The organism is Pseudomonas sp. NPDC087614 (assembly GCF_044743485.1).
Classification (GTDB): Bacteria; Pseudomonadota; Gammaproteobacteria; order Pseudomonadales; family Pseudomonadaceae; genus Aquipseudomonas; species Aquipseudomonas baetica_A.
In genome coordinates this window covers 24,890-48,896 of the sequence record NZ_JBIUWN010000048.1, presented here as the reverse complement: position 1 = coordinate 48,896, position 24,007 = coordinate 24,890, and the positions used below count along the sequence as shown (strand labels likewise).

Below are 24,007 nucleotides of genomic sequence, written 5' to 3'. Positions count from 1 at the left end.
GCGCCTGAACATCCTCGGTCAGATGAACCAGAACATCGGTCAGTCGCGTACCGCACTGTCGGCCAACGCTCCGACCATGATTGCGATGAAGATCGACACCGACAAGATCCGTGACGTTATCGGTAAAGGTGGCGCCACCATCCGTGCGATCTGCGAAGAAACCAAGGCTTCGATCGACATCGAAGACGACGGTTCGATCAAGATCTTCGGCGAAACCAAGGAAGCGGCTGAAGCAGCTCGTCAGCGCGTTCTGGGTATCACCGCTGAAGCCGAGATTGGCAAGATCTACGTTGGCAAGGTTGAGCGCATCGTCGACTTCGGCGCATTCGTCAACATCCTGCCGGGCAAGGATGGTCTGGTTCACATCTCGATGCTGAGCGATGCTCGTGTTGAGAAAGTGACTGACATTCTGAAAGAAGGTCAGGAAGTGGAAGTGCTGGTACTGGACGTGGATAACCGCGGCCGTATCAAGCTGTCCATCAAAGACGTGGCAGCGGCCAAGGCTTCGGGCGTTTAAACACCCCGCAGCGTTAGCGCAATAAAAATGCCCCGCCGTGAAAACGGCGGGGCATTTTTTTGTCTGTTGAAATCAACCGTACCAAGTCCCGAGTTGCCGGACCTCAAGAGCGGTGCTAGGTTTAGCCCACCGCCCGTGTAGCTCAGCCGGTAGAGCAGCGCACTCGTAACGCGAAGGTCGCAGGTTCGATTCCTGTCTCGGGCACCATCCCCTTATTTCACCTTGCGGCTCAAATCCTCAACGGTGCGTTTGAGCTGGTCCATCGCCCGATCCTGATCGTTGATCTTCTGCTTCAGGTTTGAAATCTCGCTGCTGTTCGAGCTGGAGCTCGAGCCACTGTTGCGCTTGAGGTCTTCGACCTGACGGCCAAGTGTGTCCAATTCACGATCCTGCTCTTTGACTTTGTTCTTCAGCTCATCGATTTCCTTGCTGCTGGCACTGCTGCTCGAACCGCTGTTGCGTTTGAGCTCTTCTATCTGGCGCGACTGATCATTGACGGTCTCGCGCATCTTTTTCAGTTCATCGATGCTGATGTCGCTTCTGATGACGACCTCTTTGCCGTAATCGTTGTGAATCAGAGAAACCTTGTCGCCATAGGAGGGGCTGCTGGTGCTCAGTTCAACGGCCATTGCACTGGCCGGCAGGGCCAGTGCAGCCATTAAAGTGGTGACGGAGACAATGGAGGACATTTTCGAAAAACTGCGCATCACTGGTTTTCCTTGTGAACAGCGGAGAGGGTGCCGAAGTGGCACATCGCTATGACTCGAAATCCACCGTTATGTTCCGCAGGTCAACTTTTTGTGGGAGAGATGTAAAGAGCCGTGTAATTCGTCATGCAAACGTCCTATATTCGGTGCCTGCATGAGCATCGCCCAGCAGTTTTCAGATGATCCCGAATGGTTCCGAAGGCCGGACAAACCGCGTCAGAGAGATCCTTGATGATCCAGATCCATCCTCCATTCTTACGATCAGCGAGAACGCCATGACCGAATTAACTCAAGAGCAACGTCACGAACAAGCGCTGGAGAAATACAAACTCGATGCGCCGCAGCTATTGGAAGAGATCAAGGATCTCAGTCCCGATGATCAGAAAGATCAGATCCAGTGGGCGTTCGAAGACGAAGCCGAAGCTCAGGGCTTGCAGCCGTGGGAGTTGACGCTCAAGTACACGAGCACGCCAGAGGAGTTCGAGGCTCAGCGTCTGGTGCTGCACAAAGAGGCGGCCGAAGTGCTGGGCGTCGAGTGGCAAGAGTATTGCGAGATGAATAATCTGGTGGTCTGAAACAAAAACGCCAGCCTCAACCGGGCTGGCGTTTTTTATCGCGTGAAGGTCTTAGAGACTCAGGCGCATCGACAGATCCACCGCTTTGACATCCTTGGTCATCGCGCCAATCGAGATGTAATCGACCCCGGTCTCGGCGATCGGCAGCAGCGTGCTTTCGTTGATACCGCCGCTGGCCTCCAGTTTTGCCTTGCCGCCGTTCAGGCGCACGGCTTCGCGCATGTCGTCCAGGCTCAGTTCGTCGAGCATGATGATGTCCGCGCCGGCCGCCAGTGCTGCTTTGAGCTCATCCAGACTTTCCACTTCGATTTCCACCGGTTTGCCCGGGGCGATCTTGTGCGCGGCGGCAATGGCTTGCGCGATGCCGCCGCTGGCAGCGATGTGGTTTTCCTTGATCAGAAACGCGTCGTACAAACCGATGCGGTGGTTATGGCAACCGCCGCAGGTCACCGCGTATTTCTGCGCCAGGCGCAGGCCCGGCAGGGTCTTGCGGGTGTCGAGCAGCTTGACCTGAGTGTCGGCCACGAAGTCTGCCAGGTATTGCGCATGCGTTGCCACGCCAGAGAGCAGTTGCAGGAAATTCAGAGCACTGCGTTCGCCGGTCAGCAGCGAACGGGCCGGGCCTTCCAGATGAAACAGGGGCTGATTGGGCTTCACCCGCTCGCCATCAGTCACCTGCCAATGCACGGCCACTCGTGGATCGAGTTGGCGAAATACCGCATCGACCCACGCGGTGCCGCAGATGACGGCCGCGTCCCGGGTAATGATGGTGGCTTTGGCCAGGCGTTCGGCCGGGATCAGTTGCGCGGTGATGTCGCCGCTGCCGATGTCTTCGAGCAACGCACGGCGCACGTTGGCTTCGATTTCGGCGGTCAAATCGGCGAGACGTAGATTCGGCATAACGGGCTCCACAAACAAAGTGGGTCGATTATAGGGGCATGGCACGAACCAACCCAAGGCGGGAACGCGCGTGCTGGTCTGCATTCGGTCGATTTTATGTGAGCAAACCCGGCGAACGCGCGGTCATTGCAAGGTAGGCGGGCATAGGGGAAACCCTGACGCCTCTGGCGCTGGAGACATCTTTTGCAAGATAATCCGCCTTGCATTTGACGTCATAGCTTTGACATCTCCTGCGCTCGAGGTTTGTGCTCAAAGAAGAATCACCGTTCCAGGAGGCTTGGATGCACAACGACGGGAAAGTAGTGCCTTTGCACAAGGCCGCTACCGATCAGGCGAATCACTCGCCGCTCGCCCGCCTGCCTGTGATTCTGCTTCAGGTTCGCGACAAGGCTGCCCAGCAACTTCGCCAGGGTTTGCAGGAGCTGTTCGATAACGCCGATGACACCTTGTTTGAAATGGCCGACCGCGCACGCAACGACGTCGAGCAGAATATCTTTTTCGAAGCCATGCGCGACCTGCGCCTCAAGCGCAAGAACATTGAGCGCGGCTTTCTCGAACAGTTCTTCGAAGCCTTTGTCGGCCTCACTCAATACGATTTCACGCACAACACGCTACCGCACGCCCTGATTTACGAAGACCTGGCACCGCGCACCGATGACATGGAGCGCAATGTGGCGGTTGAAACCATGGTCGGTCGAGTGCTCAAGCGCGATGGCTTCGCGCTCGATCAACTGAGCACCCGGTTCAACGCGCTGCTGGGCAACACCCTTGACGATCAAACCAACCCGCTCGGCCCGGCGCTGCTCTGCGAGTATTTCCTGCAAGCCGGACGCAACCTCGGCGTGGAGATCAAGGTCAAGTTGATCCTGCTTAAACTGTTTGAGCGCTATGTACTGGCGGACACGGAACAACTTTATGCCGAAGCCAATCAACTGCTCAGCGCAACTGGAGTGTTGCCGGACCTGAAACCGGCACCGGCGCGGCGAGCTATCGAGCGTGCGGCGGCCACGGCGGACAGCGAAGAAAGCCAGGACCCGCCGCCCGCGGACGACAGCGTGCAGGAAGTCTTCGCCGCGCTGCAGGCGTTGTTGTTGCAGGTGCGCGGCAGTGTCGCGCCGACTCTGGAACCCAGCGCTTGCGCCCAGCCGATCACCACCCGCGACCTGCTGCGCCTGCTGTCACACTTGCAGCAATACGTGCCGGCGTTGGCAGCGCAAGACGATTTCGATCTGCGCAATCAGCTCGAACAGTTGCTGACGCGGGTCAGTGTCAAAAGTGGCAAATCGCGGATTGTCGGCGGCGCAGACGAAGACGTGATCAACCTGATTGCCATGGTGTTCGACTGCATTCTCGATGACCGCAATCTGCCGGACTTCCTCAAGGCCTTGATCGCCCGCTTGCAAATCCCGATGCTCAAGGTGGCGGTGCTGGATAAGAGTTTCTTCAGCCGCAGCAGCCATCCGGCGCGGCGATTGCTCAACGAAATCGCCGACGCGGCGATGGGCTGGGGCAATTGTGACGGTGATGCGCGCGACAGTTTGTATCAGCGTATCGAACAAGTGGTGCAGCGCTTGCTGACGGATTTTGTCGATGACCCGGCGATTTTCTCCGAGTTGCTGGCCGACTTCCTCGCTTTCACCAGCGACGAACGTCGTCGCAGCGAGTTGCTCGAACAGCGATTACGCGATGCAGAAGAGGGCCGGGCGAAAACCGACCTGGCGCGGCGCCGGGTCGAGCAGGCGCTGAATCAGGCACTGTTGGGTAAAGTCCTGCCACCGTCGGTGGTGACGTTCGTGCAGGACGCCTGGAGCAAAGTGCTGCTGCTGACCTGCCTCAAGCATGGCGATCAATCCGCCGAATGGCAGGCCGATGTGCAAACCATGACGCAACTGATCTGGAGCGTGCAGCGGCATGAAGACGAGCAATCGAGCCTGCGTCTGCTGGCACTGGTACCAGGGTTGCTCAAGTCATTGCGTGATGGCCTGACCTGTTCGGCGTTCGACCCGTTTGCCACCAGCGAATTTTTCAGTGAGCTCGAAGCCTTGCATGTTCGCGTGCTGGAGCGTTCCGCAGAGGCGGATGAGGCCACGGCGCTGGTCGAGGTGTCGCAGCAGATCGTCTTGCAAACCGCTGATGAGGACGGCATGGCGCGGGTGCGTTTGCCTCGCGATGACGCGGGGCTGCGTCAGGTCGATCAACTGCGTGTGGGCAGTTGGGTGGCGTTCGAGGAAGATGAGGAACATACCCTGCGCTGCAAACTCGCGGCGATCATCGAAGCCACCGGCAAGTATGTGTTTGTCGACCGCACCGGGATGAAAGTGCTGGAGCGCAGCCGCATCGGCCTGGCCCTTGAGTTTCGCCGTGGTGCGGTACGCGCACTGGACGACACCTTGTTGTTCGACCGGGCGCTGGAGTCGGTGCTGGGTAATCTGAGGCGACTCAATCGCGCCAAGTGATCGCGCGCCGGGGGCCGATCACGGCATACTGGGCGCCAACACAGTCGGCGTTGAAGGAATCGGTATGCAGTTGGATCCCGCTAGCGGGTGGTGTCACGGGGTGCAGGTCTGCCCATCGCCCAACTTCAATGAACGCCCTGCGGGCGAAATTTCCCTGTTGGTGATCCACAACATCAGTCTGCCGCCTGCGCAATTCGCCACCGGCAAGGTGCAGGAATTTTTCCAGAACCGTCTGGATGTCACCGAACATCCCTACTTTGCAGGTATTGCCGACCTACGAGTCTCGGCGCATTTTCTGATAGAACGTGACGGCAAGGTCACCCAGTTTGTCTCCTGTCTTGAGCGGGCGTGGCATGCGGGCGTGTCGATTTTTGACGGACGCGAAACCTGTAACGATTTTTCCGTGGGCATCGAACTCGAAGGCACCGATGATCTGCCGTTCACCGATGCGCAATATCAGGCACTGACAAGGCTGACGCGGCAGTTGCAAACAGCATTTCCGGCGATCACCGGCGCACGCATCTGCGGACACAGCGACATTGCACCCGGGCGCAAGACCGATCCTGGCCCGGCATTCGACTGGGCGCGTTACCGCGCTGCCCTGGCACAAGAGGAAGGACAATGAGTTTTCTGGTGTTACTGCTGGCAGTCTGGGTCGAGAAGTTCTCGGCCCTGCGCCATCGGGTTCAACGCGATGGCGGATGGATCCGCGAACTGAACAAACTCGAAAGCAGCGCGCGATTGGCCAATCGGCCGTGGCTGGTGCTGACGATTCTGGTGTTGCTGCCGGTGGCCTTGCTCGGCTTGTTGCTGGTGGTGCTGGAGCCTGTGGCTTATGGCTTGCTGGCCTTGCCGGTGCACTTACTGGTGGTGATTTACAGTCTGGGGCGCGGCGACTTGCTGGGCGGTCTCGGGCCGTTTCGCGATGCCTGGCGCCGTGAGGATCTGCAAGCGGCGGCCCATGTGGCCAAGCGTGATCTGGATATCTGCGCCGACAGTGGCGAGCAATTGCTCGATCAGGTCCAGGGCCATTTGTTGTGGCAGGCCTATCAGAGCTTCTTTGCGGTGATCTTCTGGTATTTCGTGCTCGGCCCGGTGGCTGCGCTGGCCTATCGCTTGTTGGCGCTGGCCGAAGAACATGGCCAGAACCCGGCATTGGTTGAACGGGCCGCGCAACTGCGCCATGCCTTCGACTGGGTGCCGGTGCGATTGTTGGCGGCGAGTTTTGCCCTGGTGGGCAACTTCGTTGCGGTCAGTCGGGTGATGCTGCATGAACTGTTGAACTGGAACATCAGTGCAGCGCAACTGATCAACAAGGTCGGATTGGCGGCGGGGGAGATCCCGCCACCCGCGGTGGGCCCTGAAGGCATCAACACCCTTGATTGCCTGTGGGAACTGCTGCTGCGTGCGGCGGTGCTGTGGTTTGCCGGGTTTGCCTTGTGGACAGTTCTGATTCACTGATAGAGGGTGCCGAGGGAGTCATTTCCCTCGGCACACCCCGCCGTTAACCTTAAGTTACAAAAACTCCCTTCGTTTTGAGCTATACAGAGATGGCGCTCGATAGTGGCTATCTGCTGTCGCCCCGCGCCTGCCAATAAAAACAAGAAAAACCAAGGGAGACTTCCAGTGAAGAGCTTGCTCTATCCCGCCGTCTCGCTGATGAACCGTCTGAGCTTCGGTATGAAGTTCAGCCTGATCAGCGTGCTGTTCCTGGTGCCGATGCTGGTGACCAATTTCTATCTGGTACGCGATTCCTATCGTGAGTTTCAGGGCACCCGAGTCGAATTGCAGAGCCTCGACCTGCTGGGCAGCAGCCTGGCCTTGCGCCGGGATCTGGAGACCCTCAACAATCTGGTGCAAATCAACGTCACCCTCGGCCAGTCCGGTAAGGCGAGTAACGTCGAGTCGCAGATCACGGCCCTCGAACAGACGGTATTGGCTCGCCTGCAAGGGTTGACGGCGATGAGCGACGATCCTGAGCAGATCAAGGTATTCGACGGCAAGCGCGATGAAATGCTGGCTGCATTCAAAGCCCAGCAAGCGGAACGCTCGCTGCAAAGCAAAAGCGCCCTGATCGCAAAGCTCTTGGCCAGTGCGCAGATCTTCAGCCAGATCATCAGCAGTCAGGCCGGGTTGAGCCGCGACAACCAAGGCGATATCCGTCAGCTCAGCGAACTGGTGACCCTGATCACACCGACCGTCACGCAGACCCTTGGCGACGGTCGGGCCATGGGTTCGTACTCGTTGGGCCAGGGTTTTCTCAACAGTTCGTCGAGCACCCGTTTTGACGAGTTGCTGGTGCAGATCGAAAAGCTCCAGGCCGAGTACGGTTTGAAATTGAAGGATGCCCTCGGCGCCAGCAACGTGGCGCGTGAAGCCCTCAGTGCTCAGGCCGACAGCAGCAAGGCGTCGCTCAAAGAGGCCAGCGAGTTGTTCGAAGAGCAAGTGGTGATGGCCGACACCCTGGATGCGCCGTGGCAGGCGTTTTACGACCAGGTCACCGTTCTGATGGACAAAACCTACCTGCTCAACGAAGCGACGTTGAAATTCCTCGACACCCAATTGCAGCAGCGCCTGGTGCAGAACCGCACGCACATGGTCTTGCAGGCTGTGGCGTTGTCGGTGGTGTTCGTGCTGATCTTCTATCTCTACGGCGGCTTCTACGCCTCGACCCGCACCACGCTCAAGCGCCTCGGCGCGATGATGGACAAGGTGGCGGCAGGCGACATGACGGTTAATTTCAAGGCCAATAGCCGCGATGAACTGGGTGAATTGGGCGAGGTGTTCAACGGCACGGTGAAGAAGATTCATGACTTGATCGAGCGCGTCGGCCAAACCGTTGGCGAAGTCGAGCGTCAGGCCGGGCAAGTGGAGGATGTCTCTGCACAAAGCAATCAAGCTGTCGCCGGGCAGCGCTCGCAGATCGAGCAAGTGGCGACCGCGATGAACCAGATGTCGGCCACCTCGCTGGAGGTGGCACGCAGTGCCGCAGCAGCGGTAAGCAGCGCCCACAGCGTGAATGAAGAGACAGTCAGTGGGCGCGGCCTGGTTGAGTCGCAGCAGGGCAGCATTGCTGCGCTGGCCAGCGAAATCGACCAGTCAGTGCAGGTGATCAACCAATTGGCCAGCGACAGCCAATCGATCAGTCGCGTGCTGGAAGTGATCAAAAGCATTGCAGAACAGACCAACCTGTTGGCGCTCAACGCCGCAATCGAAGCGGCCAGGGCCGGGGAACAGGGGCGAGGTTTTGCGGTGGTGGCGGACGAAGTTCGCACGCTGGCCAAGCGCACGCAGCAATCGACTGAAGAAATCGAGCAGATGATCGGCAAGCTTCACGGCGGCGTCGGTGCCGCCGTCAAAGCCATGGGTGTCAGTCATCAGATGGCCAATGGCACGGTCGGGCAGTCGGAAAAGGTCCAGCAGGCGCTGGAAAATATACTCGGCGCTGTAGGCATGATCGTCGATCAGAACCAGCAGATTGCCGCTGCGGTGGAGCAGCAGACGGCGGTGGCCCATGACATCGACCAGAACATCGTCGAGATCAACCGCGCCGGTGAGCGTACCGCGCAAGGCGCGCACCAGACCGAGAACGCCAGTCGGGCGTTGTCGGCTCAAGTCGTGGAACTCAAACACCTGATCAGCGCGTTTCGCGTCTGATTCATGAAACACCTTGTTTCCTGTGGGCGTGGGCTGTCCGCTCCCACAGGTCCGGTTTTTTGTCTGAATGGCTTGTAGTCCTTGTTTACTAGCCTATGTAAGCCATTTCTTGTTTTTCTCCATGCTCTGGCATTTCGCCTTCGATCAACCAAGATCACTCTTCACAAGGCTGCATGGAGAAGGCCGCTAATGACTGTTGCAACTCTGAGCATCCAGGGCCACTGCGCCCACTGCCAGATCACCTTGGGGCTCAAGCCCTGGCAACTCAATGCCATCGCAATCAATGAACCGTTCACCTGCCAGCATTGCCACAAAAGCCTGGAGCTGCGCTGCCCGCAACAGATCAAACGCTTCAAGTCTCTCGATTCGCTGGCGTTGTTGCGCTTTGGCGTGTCAATAACGGCGTGCATTGCGTTGCTGTTGGCGTTGGTGATGGAGTGGATAGGGCTGCTGAGCGTCACCGAGCAGTTGAATGCGTCGCTGATAACTATTTTTCTGTACTTCGTTGCCGTTCGATACGCGCGTCAGCGCCAGCATCTGACGCTGGTGCTAGAAGCCGCCAAGGCTCACGGCGACTGATTACCAGCCAAACACTTCGCAGCTGTTGGCCGTGCTGGCGTCGGCCAGTTGTGGCGCACTGATGTTCATCAGTGCGGCCAGCGCCTCGCAGATCGCCGGCAAGTGCGCCGGGCTGTTGCGCTGGCCGGGAAACATCGCGGGCGGCATGTCCGGTGAGTCGGTTTCAAGCACGATCGAATCCAGCGGCAGATCCGCCAGCACCCGATGCATGCGCAACGCTTGCGGCCAGGTCGGCGCGCCGCCTAAACCCAGTTTGAAACCGAGTTTGATGTACTCGCGCGCCTCTTCACGGCTGCCGGCAAACGCGTGGATGATCCCTGCACGTTTCAATCGAAAACGCTTGAGCGTGGCAATCACCGCCGCGTGGCTGCGGCGTACATGGATCAGCGCCGGTAATTCAAAGTCCGCCGCCAGTTGCAACTGCGCCTCGAACAGCGCCTGTTGGCGTTCGCGGTCGAGGGTTTCGATGAAGTAATCCAGACCGATCTCGCCCACCGCACATAACTGTCGATGGCTGCGCAACCGCGTCAGCCAGTCGCCGAGTGTCTGTAAATCTTCGGGGCGATGTTGATCCAGATACACCGGGTGCAAACCGAACGCCGCGTACAGATCAGCATCGCTTTGCACCAGATCCCACACCCGTTGCCAGTTGCCCTCATGGACGCCCAGCACCACCATCCGCCGCACCCCGAGGGCGCGGCTTTCGGCCAGCAACGCCGAGCGATCGGCGTCGAAATCGGGAAAATCCAGGTGGGTGTGGCTGTCGATCAACTCCACGGTTCAGCCCTGGTGAATACGCTGCTTGAAGGTCCGCGCGATGGCCTGCACGCCGGGCTTGTACTCCGACTGCTCGACCGCCGCCAGGGCCAGTTCCAGCGCCTTGTCGGCGATCAACTGGTGCTGCTGGGCCATGGCGTTGACCGGCAGCGGCAGGAAGTCCAGCAACTGCGTGTCACCGAACGTGCCAAGGCGCAGCGGCCGCGACTTGAGCGGGAAGTCATGCAGCGCATCGAACACCCCCTGCAACAGCACGTAGGACGTGGTCACCAGCGCGTCAGGCAAATGCCCCAGGCGTTGCAGGAGTTCTTCCATCAATTGCTTGCCGCATTCGCGGCTGAACGATTCGGCGTGTTCGACCAGCACTTCGCCTTGGAAATCGGCGAGGGCTTGTTTGAAACCGGCGGCACGCTCCTGGCTGATGCTCAGCTCAGCACGGGCGCCGAGCAACACGATCTGCTTGGGCTGCGGATCGAGCAGGCTCTGGGTCAGGTGCAGACTGGCTTCGCGGTCGTCGCTGATCACCGAGCAGAAATGCTCCGGTTCCATGACCCGGTCGATGGCAATGATCGGCAGCCCCTTGGCCTGCAACTGACGATAACTGTCGTCACCGGCCGGCAGGCAACTGGCGACGATCAATGCATCGCAGCGGCGCGCCTTGAACAGTTGCAGCAATTGGCGCTCGCTGTCCGGCGCATCGTCGGAACTGGCGATCAGCAACTGATAGCCGCGCGCCCGCGCACCTTGTTCCAGCAGTTTGGCAATTCGCGCATAACTGGGGTTTTCCAGATCCGGCAGGATAAACCCCAAGGTGCGCGTATGCCGACTGCGCAGCCCGGCCGCCTGAGGGTTGGGCGTGAAGCCGTGCTGCTCGACCACCGCACGCACACGCTCGACGGTGGCGGTGCTGATGCGTTGCTGTTCGGCCTTGCCGTTGATGACGTAGCTGGCGGTGGTCACGGACACTCCGGCCAACCGCGCGATATCACTGAGTTTCAACCCGGTATTTCCTTGTGTTTTCGAGCTTGCCGCGAGATTTTCGCCAATCCTACCCGATTAGGGCAGACGACTATTGCCTGCGCGCATCCGACAAGTTGGACTTCAAGGATGAGACATTATCGAGTAACGTGCCGATCAATCTAGATTAAACGTTTCAGCAAGCGTATTTTCTACGTTTTAGACGCCTTTGAACGGTTCTGCCGTGAAACCGCCAAAAATGCCCCTGAAAAGGAAGCTGACAAGCGCCTAAGCTGCAACCATTCAAAACAATACCTGGCACCTTCATGTGCCAAAAAGGAGATCGCATGCTCGAGCTCACTATAGAGCAGATATCCATGGGCCAATCGGCTGTGGATAAACCCGCTGCCCTGCAATTGCTGGCCAATCACCTGGTCGCCGATGGATTGGTCGCCGACGGATACCTCGCCGGATTGCAGGCTCGCGAAGCCCAGGGCTCGACCTTTCTCGGCCAAGGTATTGCCATCCCGCACGGCACCCCCGAGACCCGCGACCAAGTGTTCGCCACTGGCGTGCGCCTGATGCAGTTTCCCGAGGGCGTGGATTGGGGCGATGGTCAGATCGTTTATCTGGCCATCGGTATCGCCGCCAAATCCGATGAACACCTGCGCCTGTTGCAACTGCTGACCCGCGCCCTCGGCGAGACCGATCTGGGGCAGGCCCTGCGCCGCGCCAGTTCCCCCGAAGCGCTGCTGAAACTGCTGCAAGGCGCGCCGCAGGAGTTGGCGCTGGACGCGCAGATGATCGGCCTCGGTGTCTCCGCCGACGATTTCGAAGAACTGGTCTGGCGTGGCGCGCGTCTGTTGCGTCAGGCCGATTGCGTGAGCAACGGCTTTGCCGGTGTGTTGCAGCAAGTCGAAGCGCTGCCGCTGGGCGATGGCCTGTGGTGGCTGCACAGCGAACAAACGGTGAAACGCCCGGGCCTGGCTTTTGTCACCCCGGACAAACCGATGCGTTATCTCGGCCAACCGCTCAGCGGTCTGTTTTGCCTGGCCAGCCTGGGCGAAGCGCATCAGGCCTTGCTTGAGCGCTTGTGTGCGTTGCTGATCGAAGGTCGCGGTCACGAACTGGGTCGTGCCACCAGCAGCCGTAAAGTCCTCGAAGTGCTTGGCGGTGAATTGCCGGCCGACTGGCCGAGCGCACGTATTGCGTTGGCCAATGCCCACGGTTTGCATGCGCGTCCGGCGAAGATCCTCGCGCAACTGGCCAAAAGTTTTGATGGCGAAATTCGTGTGCGCATCGTCGACGGTCAGGACAGCGCCGTGTCGGTGAAGAGCCTGAGCAAACTGCTGAGCCTGGGCGCCCGTCGCGGTCAGGTGCTGGAGCTGATCGCCGAACCGAGCATCGCCGCCGATGCGTTGCCCGCCTTGTTGGCCGCCATCGAAGAAGGCCTCGGCGAAGAAGTCGAGCCGTTGCCGGCCGTGAGCCAGCAACGCGAAGTGGTTGCCGATATCGCCGAAGTCGTGGTCGCCCCGGCGTCCGGCAGCCTGCTGCAAGCGATCCCGGCGGCACCGGGCATCGCGATTGGCCCTGCGCACATTCAAGTGCAACAAACCATCGATTACCCGCTGCGCGGCGAGTCCGCCTCCGTCGAACGCGAGCGTCTCAAGCAGGCGCTGAGCGATGTGCGCGGTGATATTCAGGGCCTGATCGAACGCAGCAAAGCCAAAGCCATTCGCGAGATTTTCATCACCCATCAGGAGATGCTCGACGACCCGGAGCTGACCGACGAAGTCGACACGCGCCTCAAGCAAGGCGAAAGTGCTGAAGCGGCGTGGATGGCAGTGATCGAAGCCGCGGCCAAACAGCAGGAGTCGCTACAGGACGCCTTGCTCGCCGAGCGTGCGGCGGATCTGCGTGATATCGGTCGCCGTGTATTGGCGCAACTGTGTGGCGTGCAGACGCCGAGCGAGCCGGAGCAACCGTACATTCTGGTGATGGACGAAGTCGGCCCGTCCGACGTGGCGCGGCTGGACCCTGCGCGCGTGGCGGGGATTCTCACCGCTCGCGGCGGTGCCACCGCGCACAGTGCAATCGTTGCGCGGGCTCTGGGGATTCCAGCGCTGGTCGGCGCCGGCGCGGCGGTGTTGCTGCTGGCGCCGGGCACGCCGTTGCTGCTGGACGGTCAGCGCGGTCGCCTGCATGTCGACGCCGATGCCGCAACCCTGCAACGCGCCGCCGAAGAACGCGACACCCGTGAGCAGCGCCTCAAGGTGGCCGCCGAACAACGTCATCAACCGGCGCACACCACCGACGGCCACGCCGTCGAAGTGTTCGCCAACATCGGCGAAAGCGCTGGCGTCATCAGCGCGGTGGAGCAGGGCGCCGAAGGCATCGGTCTGCTGCGCACCGAACTGATTTTCATGGCCCACCCGCAAGCGCCGGACGAAGCGACTCAGGAAGCCGAATACCGCCGCGTTCTTGATGGCCTCGCCGGGCGGCCGCTGGTGGTGCGTACGCTGGACGTTGGCGGCGACAAACCGCTGCCGTATTGGCCGATCGCCAAGGAAGAAAACCCGTTCCTCGGCGTGCGCGGCATTCGCCTGACCTTGCAGCGTCCGCAGATCATGGAAGCGCAACTGCGTGCCTTGCTGCGTTCGGCGGACAACCGTCCATTGCGCATCATGTTCCCGATGGTCGGTAGCGTCGAAGAGTGGCGTCAGGCCCGTGACATGACCGAGCGTCTGCGCCTGGAAATCCCGGTGGCCGATTTGCAACTGGGGATCATGATTGAAGTCCCATCCGCCGCGTTGCTCGCGCCGGTGCTGGCCAAAGAAGTCGACTTCTTCAGCGTCGGCACCAACGACCTGACCCAATACACCCTGGCCATCGACCGTGGTCACCCGACCCTGTCGGCCCAGGCTGACGGCTTGCACCCGGCGGTGCTGCAACTGATCGACATCACCGTACGCGCGGCCCATGCCCACGGCAAATGGGTGGGCGTGTGCGGTGAACTGGCGGCGGACCCGTTGGCGGTGCCGGTGCTGGTTGGCCTTGGCGTCGATGAGCTGAGTGTGTCCGGACGCAGCATTGCCGAGGTCAAGGCGCGCGTGCGCGAACTCAGCCTGACCCAGGCGCAAACCCTTGCTCAACAAGCCCTCACCGTGGGCAGCGCCAATGAAGTGCGTGCATTAGTGGAGGCCCTGTAATGGCCAAGATTCTCACCCTGACCCTCAACCCGGCGCTGGACCTCACGGTTGAGCTGCCGGTGCTTGCGCCCGGTCAGGTCAACCGCAGCGACGAAATGCACACCCACGCCGCTGGCAAAGGCGTGAACGTTGCGCAGGTGCTGGCCGACCTCGGGCATCAACTGACGGTCAGCGGTTTTCTCGGCGAAGACAACCTGCAAGCGTTCGAAACCCTGTTCGCCAAGCGCGGTTTTGTCGACGCGTTTATCCGTGTACCGGGTGAGACGCGCAGCAATATCAAAGTCGCTGAAAGCGATGGTCGCATCACCGACATCAACGGCCCTGGGCCGTTGGTCGATGCAGCCGCGCAGCAGGCGTTGCTTGAGCGTCTGGTGCAGATTGCGCCGGGGCATGACGCGGTCGTGGTCGCCGGCAGCCTGCCGCGTGGCGTGACTGCGCAGTGGCTGCGCGAATTGATCGAGCGGCTTAACTCGCTTGGCCTGAAAGTCGCCCTCGACTCCAGCGGCGAAGCGTTGCGCCAAGCGTTGAAGGCCAGCCCTTGGCTGATCAAACCGAACACGGAGGAACTGGCCGATGCCTTGGGTTGCGAGGTGGTTTCCCACGCCGCCGAGGCTCAAGCGGCGAGTCGACTGCATGCTCAAGGTATCGAGCACGTCGTGATCTCCCACGGTGCCGACGGTGTGAACTGGTTCAGTGTCGGCTCGGCGCTGCACGCCTCGCCGCCCAAGGTCAGCGTGGCCAGCACCGTCGGTGCCGGCGATTCGCTGCTGGCCGGCATGCTCCATGGTTTGCTCAGCGCCGACACGCCTGAGCAGACCTTGCGCACGGCCACCGCGATTGCGGCGATGGCGGTGACGCAGATCGGTTTTGGCATCAACGACGCCACGCAACTGGCGCAGCTCGAACAGGGCGTGCGCATTCGCCCCCTGACAGAACAATAAGAGGGTTTGTCATGAAGTTAGCCATTGTTACGGCATGCCCGAACGGCATGGTCACCAGTGTGCTGTGCGCCCGTTTGCTTGATGCGGCAGCGCAGCGTCAGGGCTGGAGCACCAGCGTTGAAGTGGTTGATGCGGCGCATCCGGAACGCGAATTGTCGGCGGCGACCATTGAGGCGGCGGAGTGGGTGTTGCTGGTGGCCACCGGCAACGTCGACATGACGCGGTTCGTCGGCAAACGACTCTTTCAGATTGCCCCGGCACAAGCCCTGCAGGACGTCGAAGGCGTACTGCGTCGCGGTGCCGAAGAAGCCGAAGTATATGTCGCAACCGAAGCCGCCCCTGCTGCGGTTGCGCAACGTGCACCGCGCATCGTCGCCATCACCGCATGCCCGACCGGTGTCGCCCACACCTTTATGGCGGCCGAAGCGTTGCAGCAAACGGCCAAGCGTCTGGGCTATGAACTGCAAGTCGAAACCCAAGGTTCGGTGGGGGCGAAAACGCCCCTGAGTGCGACAGCGATTGCCGAGGCGGATGTGGTGTTGCTGGCGGCGGATATCGACGTTGCCACCGAGCGTTTTGCCGGCAAGAAAATCTACCGCTGTGGCACCGGCATCGCGTTGAAACAGTCCGAAGCGACGCTGAAAAAAGCCCTCGCCGAAGGCCAGCAGGAAAGCGCTGCCAGCGAGGGCAAGGCCCCGGTCAAGTCGGAGAAAACCGGCGTCTACAAACACCTGCTGACCGGCGTGTCGTACATGCTGCCGATGGTGGTGGCGGGTGGTTTGATGATTGCCCTGTCGTTTGTCTTTGGCATCACCGCGTTCAAGGAAGAAGGCACGCTGGCGGCGGCACTGATGCAGATCGGCGGCGAGACCGCGTTCAAGTTGATGGTGCCGCTGCTGGCCGGTTACATCGCCTACTCTATTGCCGACCGTCCAGGCCTGGCGCCGGGGATGATTGGCGGCTTGCTCGCCAGCACCCTGGGCGCCGGGTTTATCGGCGGAATCGTCGCCGGTTTCATTGCCGGTTACGCGGCCAAGGCGATCAGTCGATATGTCGCGCTTCCGCAAAGTCTTGAAGCGTTGAAACCGATTCTGATCATCCCGTTGTTCGCCAGCCTGTTCACCGGTCTGGTGATGATCTACGTGGTCGGCAAACCCGTAGCGCAGATGCTCGCGGCGCTGACGCATTTCCTCGACAGCATGGGCACCACCAATGCGATTCTGCTGGGTGTGTTGCTCGGCGGCATGATGTGCGTTGACCTCGGTGGGCCGATCAACAAAGCCGCGTATGCCTTTTCGGTGGGGCTGCTCGCCTCGCAAAGTTATGCGCCGATGGCCGCGACCATGGCGGCAGGGATGGTGCCACCGATTGGTCTGGGTATTGCCACGTTCATCGCCCGACGCAAGTTCGCCCAGACCGAGCGCGAAGCGGGTAAGGCGGCGTTCGTGCTGGGGCTGTGCTTTATCTCCGAAGGGGCGATTCCGTTTGCCGCGAAAGATCCGTTGCGGGTGATCCCGGCGAGCATCGCCGGTGGCGCGCTGACCGGTGCGTTGTCGATGTACTTCGGCTGCAAACTGATGGCGCCGCACGGTGGCTTGTTTGTGCTGGCGATTCCGAATGCGATCAATCATGCGCTGCTTTATCTGCTGGCGATTGTCGCCGGTAGTTTGCTGACGGCGGTGGTGTACGCGACGGTCAAACGTCCCGAGTCCGTCGACCTCACAATGGCACCGGCGAAGGCCTGACGTACATCCCCTGTGTGTGGGCTTGCTCGCGAAAGCGGTGCGTCAGTCGATTCGATGTTGGCTGATACGACGCCTTCGCGAGCAAGCCCGCTCCCACATGGGGTGGTGGGCTGATGTCATGCCGGGTTCATAAACCCGTGCTTTAGTTTTCCTTTTTCCAGGGAGAACACCATGAGCGATTTCAACCTCGGTCGCCGTCGTGTCATGCAAGCCGTGGGCGCGGGGCTGTTGATGCCGGGGCTGGCGCCGGCGGTGATCGCGTCCGTCAAGGATCGTCCGCAACTTACCGATGGCGTGCAGTCCGGCGACCTGCAAGGCGATCGGGCGATGATCTGGAGTCGCAGTGATCGTCCGGCGCGGATGGTGGTTGAGTGGGACACGCGCAGCCTGTTCGGCAACCCCCGCCGATCTGTCTCGCCACTGGCCGACGCCCGCACTGATTTCACCGCTCGTGTCGAGCTGACCGGGTTGCCCGCCGATCAGGCGATTTTCTATCGTGTTTACTTTGAAGACGCGCAGACCGGCATCGCCAGCGAACCGTGGTTCGGCCATTTACGCAGCGTGCCGACGGCCAAGCGTGATATTCGATTCGTCTGGAGCGGCGACACCGTCGGCCAGGGTTTTGGCATCAACCCGGACATCGGTGGCATGCGTATCTACGAAGCCATGCGTCTGCGCCTGCCGGACTTCTTTATCCACAGCGGCGACACCATCTACGCCGACGGCCCGGTGCCGGCGCAGCTTGTGACGGAAGGGGGGCGGGTGTGGCGCAACATCACCACTGAAGCGAAAAGCAACGTCGCGCAGACCCTCGACGATTATCGCGGCAACTACCGCTACAACCTGCTGGATGAAAACATCCGCCGCTTCAATGCCCAGGTGCCACAGATCTGGCAGTGGGACGACCATGAGGTGGTCAACAACTGGTCACCGGGCAAGCAACTGGATGAGCGCTATCAGGAGAAAGATATCCACACGCTGGTGGGCCGAGCGCGTCAGGCCTGGCTCGAATACGCGCCGATGCGTTTGCAGACCGCAGACGGTGGCGGGCGGATTTATCGCAAGCTCAGTTACGGGCCGATGCTTGATGTGTTTGTCCTCGACATGCGCAGTTATCGCGAGGCCAACGATGACAACCTGGGGGCGGCGAAACCGTTTCTTGGGCGTGCGCAACTGAACTGGCTCAAGCAGGGTCTCAAGGGCTCGCAAGCGCAATGGAAAGTGATCGCCGCTGATATGCCGATTGGTCTTGGCGTGCCCGATGGCGAGGTCAGTCCAGGTGTGGCGCGTTGGGAAGCAGTGGCCAACGGCGATCCGGGACCCGCGCAGGGGCGTGAGCTGGAAATTGCCGAATTGCTCGGATTTCTGCGGGCGCAGCAGGTGCGCAATTTTGTCTTTCTCACGGCCGATGTTCACTACTGCGCGGCGCATCACTATCACCCGGATCGTGCGGCGTTTCAGGATTTCGAACCGTTCTGGGAGTTTGTCGCCGGGCCGTTGAATGCCGGGAGTTTCGGGCCTAATCCGCTGGACAAGACCTTTGGGCCTGAGGTGGTGTTCGAGAAAGCCCCGCCGGCACAGAACACTTCGCCGTTTGCCGGGTTTCAGTTTTTTGGCGAGGTGAATATTGAAGGGCAGAGCGGGGAAATGAGCGTGGTGTTGCGCGATCTGGATGGGGTGGCGGTGTTTGAGCGCAAGTTGCAGCCAGTCTAATCACCGCACCCCCTGTGGGAGCGAGCAGGCTCGTTCTCACAGGGGGGATGGGGCACGGTCAATAAACGTCGCGGCGGTATCGGCCCTGTTCGATCAGGCTTTCAACTTCAGCAGCACCAAGGACTTCACTGAGCACTTGATCCACGCCTGATGCCATTCCCTGCAAGCTGCCACAGATATAGATGACAGCACCGTCGGCCAGCCATTTTTTCAGTTCATCGGCCGATTCACGCAAGCGATCCTGTACATAAATCTTCTCGGCCTGATCCCGCGAAAACGCCAGATCCAGTCGCTCCAGATCACCGTTGATCAACCACTCCTCCAGCTCCGTTCGACAGAGGAAGTCGTGCTCACGATTACGCTCGCCAAACAGTAACCACTGGCGTTGCTGACCGTCGGCAATACGCGCTTTGAGCAAACTGCGTAACCCGGCAAGGCCTGTGCCGTTGCCCAGCAGAATCATGGGCACTGGCTCGTTCGGCAAGTGGAAACCGCTGTTGCGGCGCACTCGCAGACTGATGCTGCCACCCACCGGCGCGTGTTCGGTCAGCCAGCCGGAACCAATGCCAAGGCTGCCATTGGCGTGTTGTTCCTGACGCACAATCAGCTCCAGCACGCCATCGGCGGGAATCGAGGCAATCGAGTATTCGCGCATCGTCAGCGGCACCATCGCGTCGACCAGCGCCTGCGCATGCAGGCCGACCAGATGCGCGCGGTGCTCCGGCAACTGACGGGTGGCCAGGGCGACCTCCAGCGGCTCTTCCAGGCCATTGATGATCACCTTGGTCTCGCCGCGAATACCGAGGCCGTCGAGGAAGTGTTCGATGGCCCAACCGCCGTTGCGCGGCAGCACTTCTACCAGGTCACCGGCCAGCCAACTGCTGGTGTCCGGTGCGCTCAGAGCGATCAGAAAAACCGGCGAGCCGCTGCTGTCCGGGTTCATCCGCTCGCGGCGCAGCAGCGTCCAGTTGTCGTAGTTCGGCGCTTGCCAGGTGTCGACCGGTGCTTGCCCGGTGATCTGGCCGAGCTGGGTTTGCCAGTGACGCAGGGCGTAGGGATCAGCGCTGTCGACTTCCACGGGGGCGAACAAGGTCTTGGCGCCATGCTCGCTCAGCCATTGATGCAAGCGCCGGGCGAAGCCGCAGAAGTGCGGGTACTGGCGATCGCCAAGGCCCAGCACCGCATAGTTCAGGCTGTCGAGTGTCGCCGCGTGGCTGAGCACTTTGCGCTCGAAACCGCGGGCGCTGTCTGGCGCCTCGCCGTCGCCGAAGGTACTGACGACAAACAATGCGTTGGCCGACTCACGCAGATCCTGCTCACTGACGGTTGCCAGCGGTTGCACGTTCACCGACATCCCGGCGGCTTGCAACTGGCCTGCGCTCTGCCACGCCAGTTGCTCGGCGAAACCGCTCTGGCTGGCGAAACCGATCAACCACGAAGCCGCATCGCCGGCCGGTTGTTCAAGGCCTTTGCGGGCATTGTGGATCTGCTGCTTCTTGCGCCGACGATCCAGATACAACAGCCATCCCGTGATGAAGAACAGCGGCATGCACACCGCAGCGAGGGTGATGATGAGCCGCCCGACAAGGCCGAAATAGCTGCCCACGTGCAGCGCATAAAGGCTGGTCAGCAGTTGCGCCTTGAAACTCTTGTCGGCGTAGCGATCAACGCGTTTGACGATGCCGGTGGCCGGGTCGAGGGTGATCTGGTTCAGCGCTCGATCATGGGGCGAACGGTCGAGCAGGTAGAACACCGTCGCCGGTTGGCCAGCCACGGGCGGCATGCGGATGTTGTAGGCAGAAAGGCCCGGGCCGGCGGCGCTGTAGATGCTGCTCCACATCGCCGTGTAGTCGGCGGTTGGCGCCGGACCCTCTGGCGCCGGCCCGCGGCCACCGCGCACGCGCTCGTTCTGCGGTGCGTCGGACAGCAGTTTGGTCAGGCCTTTGTTGTACCACTCGTACGACCACGACAACCCGGTCAACGCCAGCAGCAAATACACCAACAGGCACCAGGTTCCCGCCACGGAGTGCAGATCCCAATTGAACGCGCGGCCCTTTTTCTTCCAGTCCAGGGTCAGCCACACGCGCCACTTGTTCCACTGGCGCGGCCAGCGCAGGTAAAGGCCGGACAGGCAGAAGAACAGCAGAATCAAGGTGCAGGCGCCGGTGATGGTGCGCCCGGTGTCGCCCATGGCGAGGAAACGGTGCAGTTGCAGCATCAGGCCGAAGAAGTCCTGGCCGGTTGCGTCACCCTTGAACTCTGCGGTGTACGGATCGAAGTAGCGCATCTCGCCGCGACGTTGGCCTTTTGGCGGAGTGAAGAACACCTTTGCGGCGTTGCCGCTGTCGGTCTCGACCCAGAGCATCGAGACTTTCTTGCCCGAAGTGGCCTCGATGCGCTCCACCAGTTCGACCGGCGGCAGGACCCCGGCGACGTGTTTTTCCACCTGCAGCACCGACGGGTTCAGCGCTCGCAGGATTTCGTCCTGAAACGAATAGGCCGCACCGGTAATGCCCATCAAGGCCAGCACCAGCCCGGCAGTGATGCCAAAAAACCAGTGCAACTGGAACAGGGTTTTCTTTAACACGTCACTCGCCGTCCGTTCGGAAATTGTCATCACGGCGCGCATTATGCCGTGGCTTATCGAGAAGCGTTCTTTATTACGCACAAAAGCCCCGTTCAACTGAATGAACGGGGCCGTACCTTGCGGCGCATTCCTTGTGGGAGGGGGCTTGCTCGCGAATGCGTCATGTCAGTCGATATCTATTTCTCTGACACACCGCTTTCGCGAGCAAGGCCGCTCCGACATTTACAGCATTGATCAGAAGTGGAAATTGGTGCTCAACAGTGCCGTACGGCCCGCCGCCTGGTTGGCGAAGTGGGTCGCGAAGGCTTTGTCGTAATAGGTTTCGTTGGTCAGGTTCTGCACGTTGAGTTGCAGGTCGATGTTCTTGGTCAGCTTGTAGGCCGCCATCGCGTCGTAACGCACGTACGAATCGACCAGGGTGGTGTTGGCCACGCTGCCGAACACCTCATCGACGTAGAACGCACCGCCACCAATGGTCAGCTTCGGTGTGACCTGATAAGTGGTCCACAGGCTCGCGCTGTTTTTCGGCGTGTTGGGCAGTTGGTTGCCGTCGTTGGCCTTGCCCATCGGGCCGCCGTCGACCTGCTCGCTGTCCATGTAGGCGTAACCGGCGAACACTTGCCACTGTTCGGTGATCTTGCCGCTGGCCGACAGTTCGATACCTTGTACGCGGGTTTTTCCGGCGTTCTCGTACGACGTGGTATCGACTTGCACGCGAGCGTTATCTTTCTCGGTGCGGAAGACATCAGCCGTCAGCGACAAGCGATCGTTGAGCAGATCCCACTTGGTGCCGATTTCGTAGTTCTTGGTGGTTTCCGGCTCCATGTCGCTGCTGAGCAAGTTGCCGGCGCGGTTCGGGGTGCCGCCCAACGGGTTGCCTTCCTGGCCTTCGCCGAGGGTGTTGCCCGGCGGGGTGGCGGAGGTGGCATAGGATGCATAGATGCTGCCGTTATCCGCTGGTTTGTAGACCACGCCGAACTGACCGGTAACGAACTCGCTGGTGTCATCACCCTTGGAAGTGGTTTTGCCGGCCGCGGTGTAGGTTTTGTATTCGGTGTCGAAGTGGTCGTAACGCAGGCCCATGTTCACAAGCCACTGCTCGGACAGTTCCAGGGTGTCGAACACATACAGCGCGTAAGTGTTGGCCTTGGTGTCGGTGCCGGCGTAGTTGCGCGAGATAGCGCCGTTCCACGGATCGTTCGGGTTCGGGTTCGACAGCGAGGTGCAGTTGTAGCCGCTCGACGCGCCGATCATCGACGGCGTGCAGTTATTGGTGACAGCGGTGGTGCGCGGCGTGGTGTCGGTGTTGACGGTGTACGAGGACTTCTGGCCTTGCTCGCGGGTGTATTCGACGCCGGTGGAGAAGCTGTTCTTGAAACCGGCGACGTAGAAGTTGCCGAACAGGTCCGTCTGGTTGGTGGTGGTCTCGGTGTTGCTCACGCGAGTGTTCGCCCGACGCCAGACGCTGCCGTTGTTGACGTTGCCTTTGCTGTCGTCCGGCTGGGTCAGGATGTAATCCTGCATGCTGGTGCCGTGGCGCAGGGTGTTCTTGATCGTCAGCGAGTCGCTCAAATCGTGCTCAATGGCGAAGGTCGCGGTGTCGGTGCGGCCCTTGCGGAAATCGCGATCCAGACCGTAGAAATTGCTGTGGTCACCGCCGGCGTACGGCTTGTCCGGGTTGGATTTGCTGCGTGCTGCCGAACCACCGGCTGGAATGGTGTACGGCACGCCCGAGTCCGGTGTGTCGTTGCTTTCCAGATGGTAGTAATCGAGGTTGACGCGGGTGTCGGTGCCCAGGCCGAACGCCAGCGACGGCGCGATGCCCCAACGGTCGTAATCGACCTTGTCGCGGCCGGCGACGTTGCTCTCGTGGCTCATCAGGTTCAGACGCCCGGCAGCGGTGTCGCTGAACTGGTAGTTGCCGTCCAGGGTGTAGCGCTGGGTCTGGTCTGAGCCCCAGGTAAAACCACCGTCGAACGAATCGCCCAGGTGGGCTTTCTTGCTCACCAGGTTGATGCTGCCGCCGGCTGCGCCGCGACCACCGATGGCCGAGTTCGGGCCCTTGCTGACTTCGATGTTTTCGACGGCGAAGATCTCGCGGCTCTGCGAACCGGTGTCGCGCACGCCGTCCAGGTAGGTGTCGCCCTGGGCGTCGAAGCCGCGGATGAACGGACGATCACCCTGCGGGTTGCCACCCTCACCGGCACCGAAGGTGATGCCCGGCACGGTACGCAGCGCATCCTGCATGTTCAGGGCGCCGGTGTCTTTGAGCACTTGTTGCGCGATCACGGTGACCGAGCGCGGTGTGTCGACCAGCGGCGCGGTGTACTTGGGCGAGGAGGCTTTCTCGACCTGGTAGGACGTGGTGTCCTGCACTTCGCCGGTGATGGCGGTGGCGTCCAGGGCGATGGCATTGCCAGAGGCTTTGCTGTCGGTCTTTTCGGCGGCGAATACCATGTGGCCCGCGGAGCCTGCGGTGATTGCCACGCCAATTGCAGAGGCGAGCAAACGTGGTGAACTGACCGGTATTTGAGCGTGTTGACGTGCCATTTGAATTCCCCTCCCCAAGGATTTGAGGCGGCGGAATATAGGGTAAACAGGTATTTGTATCAATTGCGAAATATTGTTATTCGCACCAAATTTACATTCTTTACAATTTGGCCTTGCGGTTTTTACTGATTCATTCG

General features: G+C 60.6%; 17 protein-coding genes, 1 tRNA gene and 1 pseudogene. 13 read left to right on the top strand and 6 right to left on the bottom strand.

Annotation, left to right across the window (positions count from 1 at the left end):
• Both ACIOWA_RS18035 and ACIOWA_RS18030 read left to right on the top strand, forming a co-directional pair.
• Positions 1 to 517: S1 RNA-binding domain-containing protein (locus ACIOWA_RS18035; RefSeq protein ID WP_401161065.1), on the top strand; the 517-nt coding region annotated here is incomplete at its 5' end.
• 131 nt (positions 518 to 648) lie between these two features.
• Positions 649 to 724: transfer RNA gene (locus tag ACIOWA_RS18030), tRNA-Thr, on the top strand.
• Between the two features lie 5 nt (positions 725 to 729).
• Here ACIOWA_RS18030 and ACIOWA_RS18025 read toward each other — a convergent pair.
• Entirely contained in the window at positions 730 to 1,224 is a 495-nt protein-coding gene (locus ACIOWA_RS18025) for a hypothetical protein (protein ID WP_401161063.1), read from the bottom strand.
• A gap of 275 nt (positions 1,225 to 1,499) precedes the next feature.
• On the opposite strand from ACIOWA_RS18025, the gene ACIOWA_RS18020 reads away from it, so the two are divergent.
• On the top strand, positions 1,500 to 1,799 hold the full coding sequence (locus tag ACIOWA_RS18020; protein WP_339431700.1) for a DUF6388 family protein: 300 nt from the start codon (positions 1,500 to 1,502) through the stop codon (positions 1,797 to 1,799).
• Positions 1,800 to 1,850: 51 nt separating this feature from the next.
• Here ACIOWA_RS18020 and nadC read toward each other — a convergent pair whose 3' ends face one another.
• The gene (gene nadC / locus ACIOWA_RS18015) at positions 1,851 to 2,699 is read right to left on the bottom strand and encodes a carboxylating nicotinate-nucleotide diphosphorylase (protein WP_339431701.1); all 849 of its coding nucleotides are present in this window, start codon (positions 2,697 to 2,699) and stop codon (positions 1,851 to 1,853) included.
• A 281-nt stretch (positions 2,700 to 2,980) separates the two neighbouring features.
• On the opposite strand from nadC, the gene ACIOWA_RS18010 reads away from it, so the two are divergent.
• From ACIOWA_RS18010 to ACIOWA_RS17985, 6 genes and pseudogenes are all read left to right on the top strand, one after another.
• On the top strand, positions 2,981 to 5,155 hold the full coding sequence (locus ACIOWA_RS18010; protein WP_401161061.1) for a DUF1631 domain-containing protein: 2,175 nt from the start codon (positions 2,981 to 2,983) through the stop codon (positions 5,153 to 5,155).
• A gap of 64 nt (positions 5,156 to 5,219) precedes the next feature.
• On the top strand, positions 5,220 to 5,780 hold the full coding sequence (ampD, locus tag ACIOWA_RS18005) for a 1,6-anhydro-N-acetylmuramyl-L-alanine amidase AmpD (protein ID WP_221730621.1): 561 nt from the start codon (positions 5,220 to 5,222) through the stop codon (positions 5,778 to 5,780).
• Complete coding sequence (gene ampE, locus ACIOWA_RS18000; RefSeq protein WP_339431703.1) at positions 5,777 to 6,616, top strand: regulatory signaling modulator protein AmpE; 840 nt, start codon at positions 5,777 to 5,779, stop codon at positions 6,614 to 6,616. The genes ampD and ampE overlap by 4 nt, the downstream gene beginning before the upstream one ends.
• Positions 6,617 to 6,814: 198 nt before the next feature.
• A pseudogene (locus ACIOWA_RS17995) lies at positions 6,815 to 7,906 on the top strand (methyl-accepting chemotaxis protein); the annotation flags it as partial.
• Entirely contained in the window at positions 7,883 to 8,812 is a 930-nt protein-coding gene (locus ACIOWA_RS17990) for a methyl-accepting chemotaxis protein (RefSeq protein WP_401161069.1), read from the top strand. The pseudogene ACIOWA_RS17995 and the gene ACIOWA_RS17990, both read left to right, overlap by 24 nt.
• A 189-nt stretch (positions 8,813 to 9,001) precedes the next feature.
• Complete coding sequence (locus ACIOWA_RS17985) at positions 9,002 to 9,391, top strand: hypothetical protein (RefSeq protein WP_401161058.1); 390 nt, start codon at positions 9,002 to 9,004, stop codon at positions 9,389 to 9,391.
• On the opposite strand, the gene ACIOWA_RS17980 is transcribed toward ACIOWA_RS17985, so the two are convergent.
• A complete protein-coding gene (locus ACIOWA_RS17980) occupies positions 9,392 to 10,168 on the bottom strand; it encodes a TatD family hydrolase (RefSeq protein ID WP_339431706.1) in 777 nt (258 codons plus the stop codon).
• A 3-nt stretch (positions 10,169 to 10,171) separates the two neighbouring features.
• Entirely contained in the window at positions 10,172 to 11,167 is a 996-nt protein-coding gene (cra, locus tag ACIOWA_RS17975; RefSeq protein ID WP_339431707.1) for a catabolite repressor/activator, read from the bottom strand.
• 305 nt (positions 11,168 to 11,472) lie between these two features.
• Here cra and ptsP point away from each other — a divergent pair, with 305 nt between their 5' ends.
• From ptsP to ACIOWA_RS17955, 4 genes are all read left to right on the top strand, one after another.
• Positions 11,473 to 14,334, top strand: coding sequence for a phosphoenolpyruvate--protein phosphotransferase (ptsP, locus tag ACIOWA_RS17970; protein ID WP_339494043.1), 2,862 nt, complete (start codon positions 11,473 to 11,475; stop codon positions 14,332 to 14,334).
• Positions 14,334 to 15,275 carry a 1-phosphofructokinase gene (gene pfkB, locus ACIOWA_RS17965; RefSeq protein WP_339431709.1) on the top strand — a complete coding sequence of 314 codons (942 nt, stop codon included), beginning with the start codon at positions 14,334 to 14,336 and terminating at the stop codon, positions 15,273 to 15,275. Before ptsP ends, pfkB begins: the two co-directional genes overlap by 1 nt.
• An 11-nt stretch (positions 15,276 to 15,286) precedes the next feature.
• The gene (locus tag ACIOWA_RS17960) at positions 15,287 to 17,020 is read left to right on the top strand and encodes a PTS fructose-like transporter subunit IIB (RefSeq protein WP_339494040.1); all 1,734 of its coding nucleotides are present in this window, start codon (positions 15,287 to 15,289) and stop codon (positions 17,018 to 17,020) included.
• Positions 17,021 to 17,191: 171 nt separating this feature from the next.
• Complete coding sequence (locus ACIOWA_RS17955; protein WP_339431711.1) at positions 17,192 to 18,733, top strand: alkaline phosphatase D family protein; 1,542 nt, start codon at positions 17,192 to 17,194, stop codon at positions 18,731 to 18,733.
• Between the two features lie 58 nt (positions 18,734 to 18,791).
• Here the strand turns inward: ACIOWA_RS17955 and ACIOWA_RS17950 are convergent, their stop codons facing one another.
• Positions 18,792 to 21,320 carry a PepSY domain-containing protein gene (locus ACIOWA_RS17950; RefSeq protein WP_401161067.1) on the bottom strand — a complete coding sequence of 843 codons (2,529 nt, stop codon included), beginning with the start codon at positions 21,318 to 21,320 and terminating at the stop codon, positions 18,792 to 18,794.
• 234 nt (positions 21,321 to 21,554) lie between these two features.
• The gene (locus ACIOWA_RS17945; protein WP_401161055.1) at positions 21,555 to 23,870 is read right to left on the bottom strand and encodes a TonB-dependent receptor; all 2,316 of its coding nucleotides are present in this window, start codon (positions 23,868 to 23,870) and stop codon (positions 21,555 to 21,557) included.
• Positions 23,871 to 24,007 lie beyond the last annotated feature (137 nt).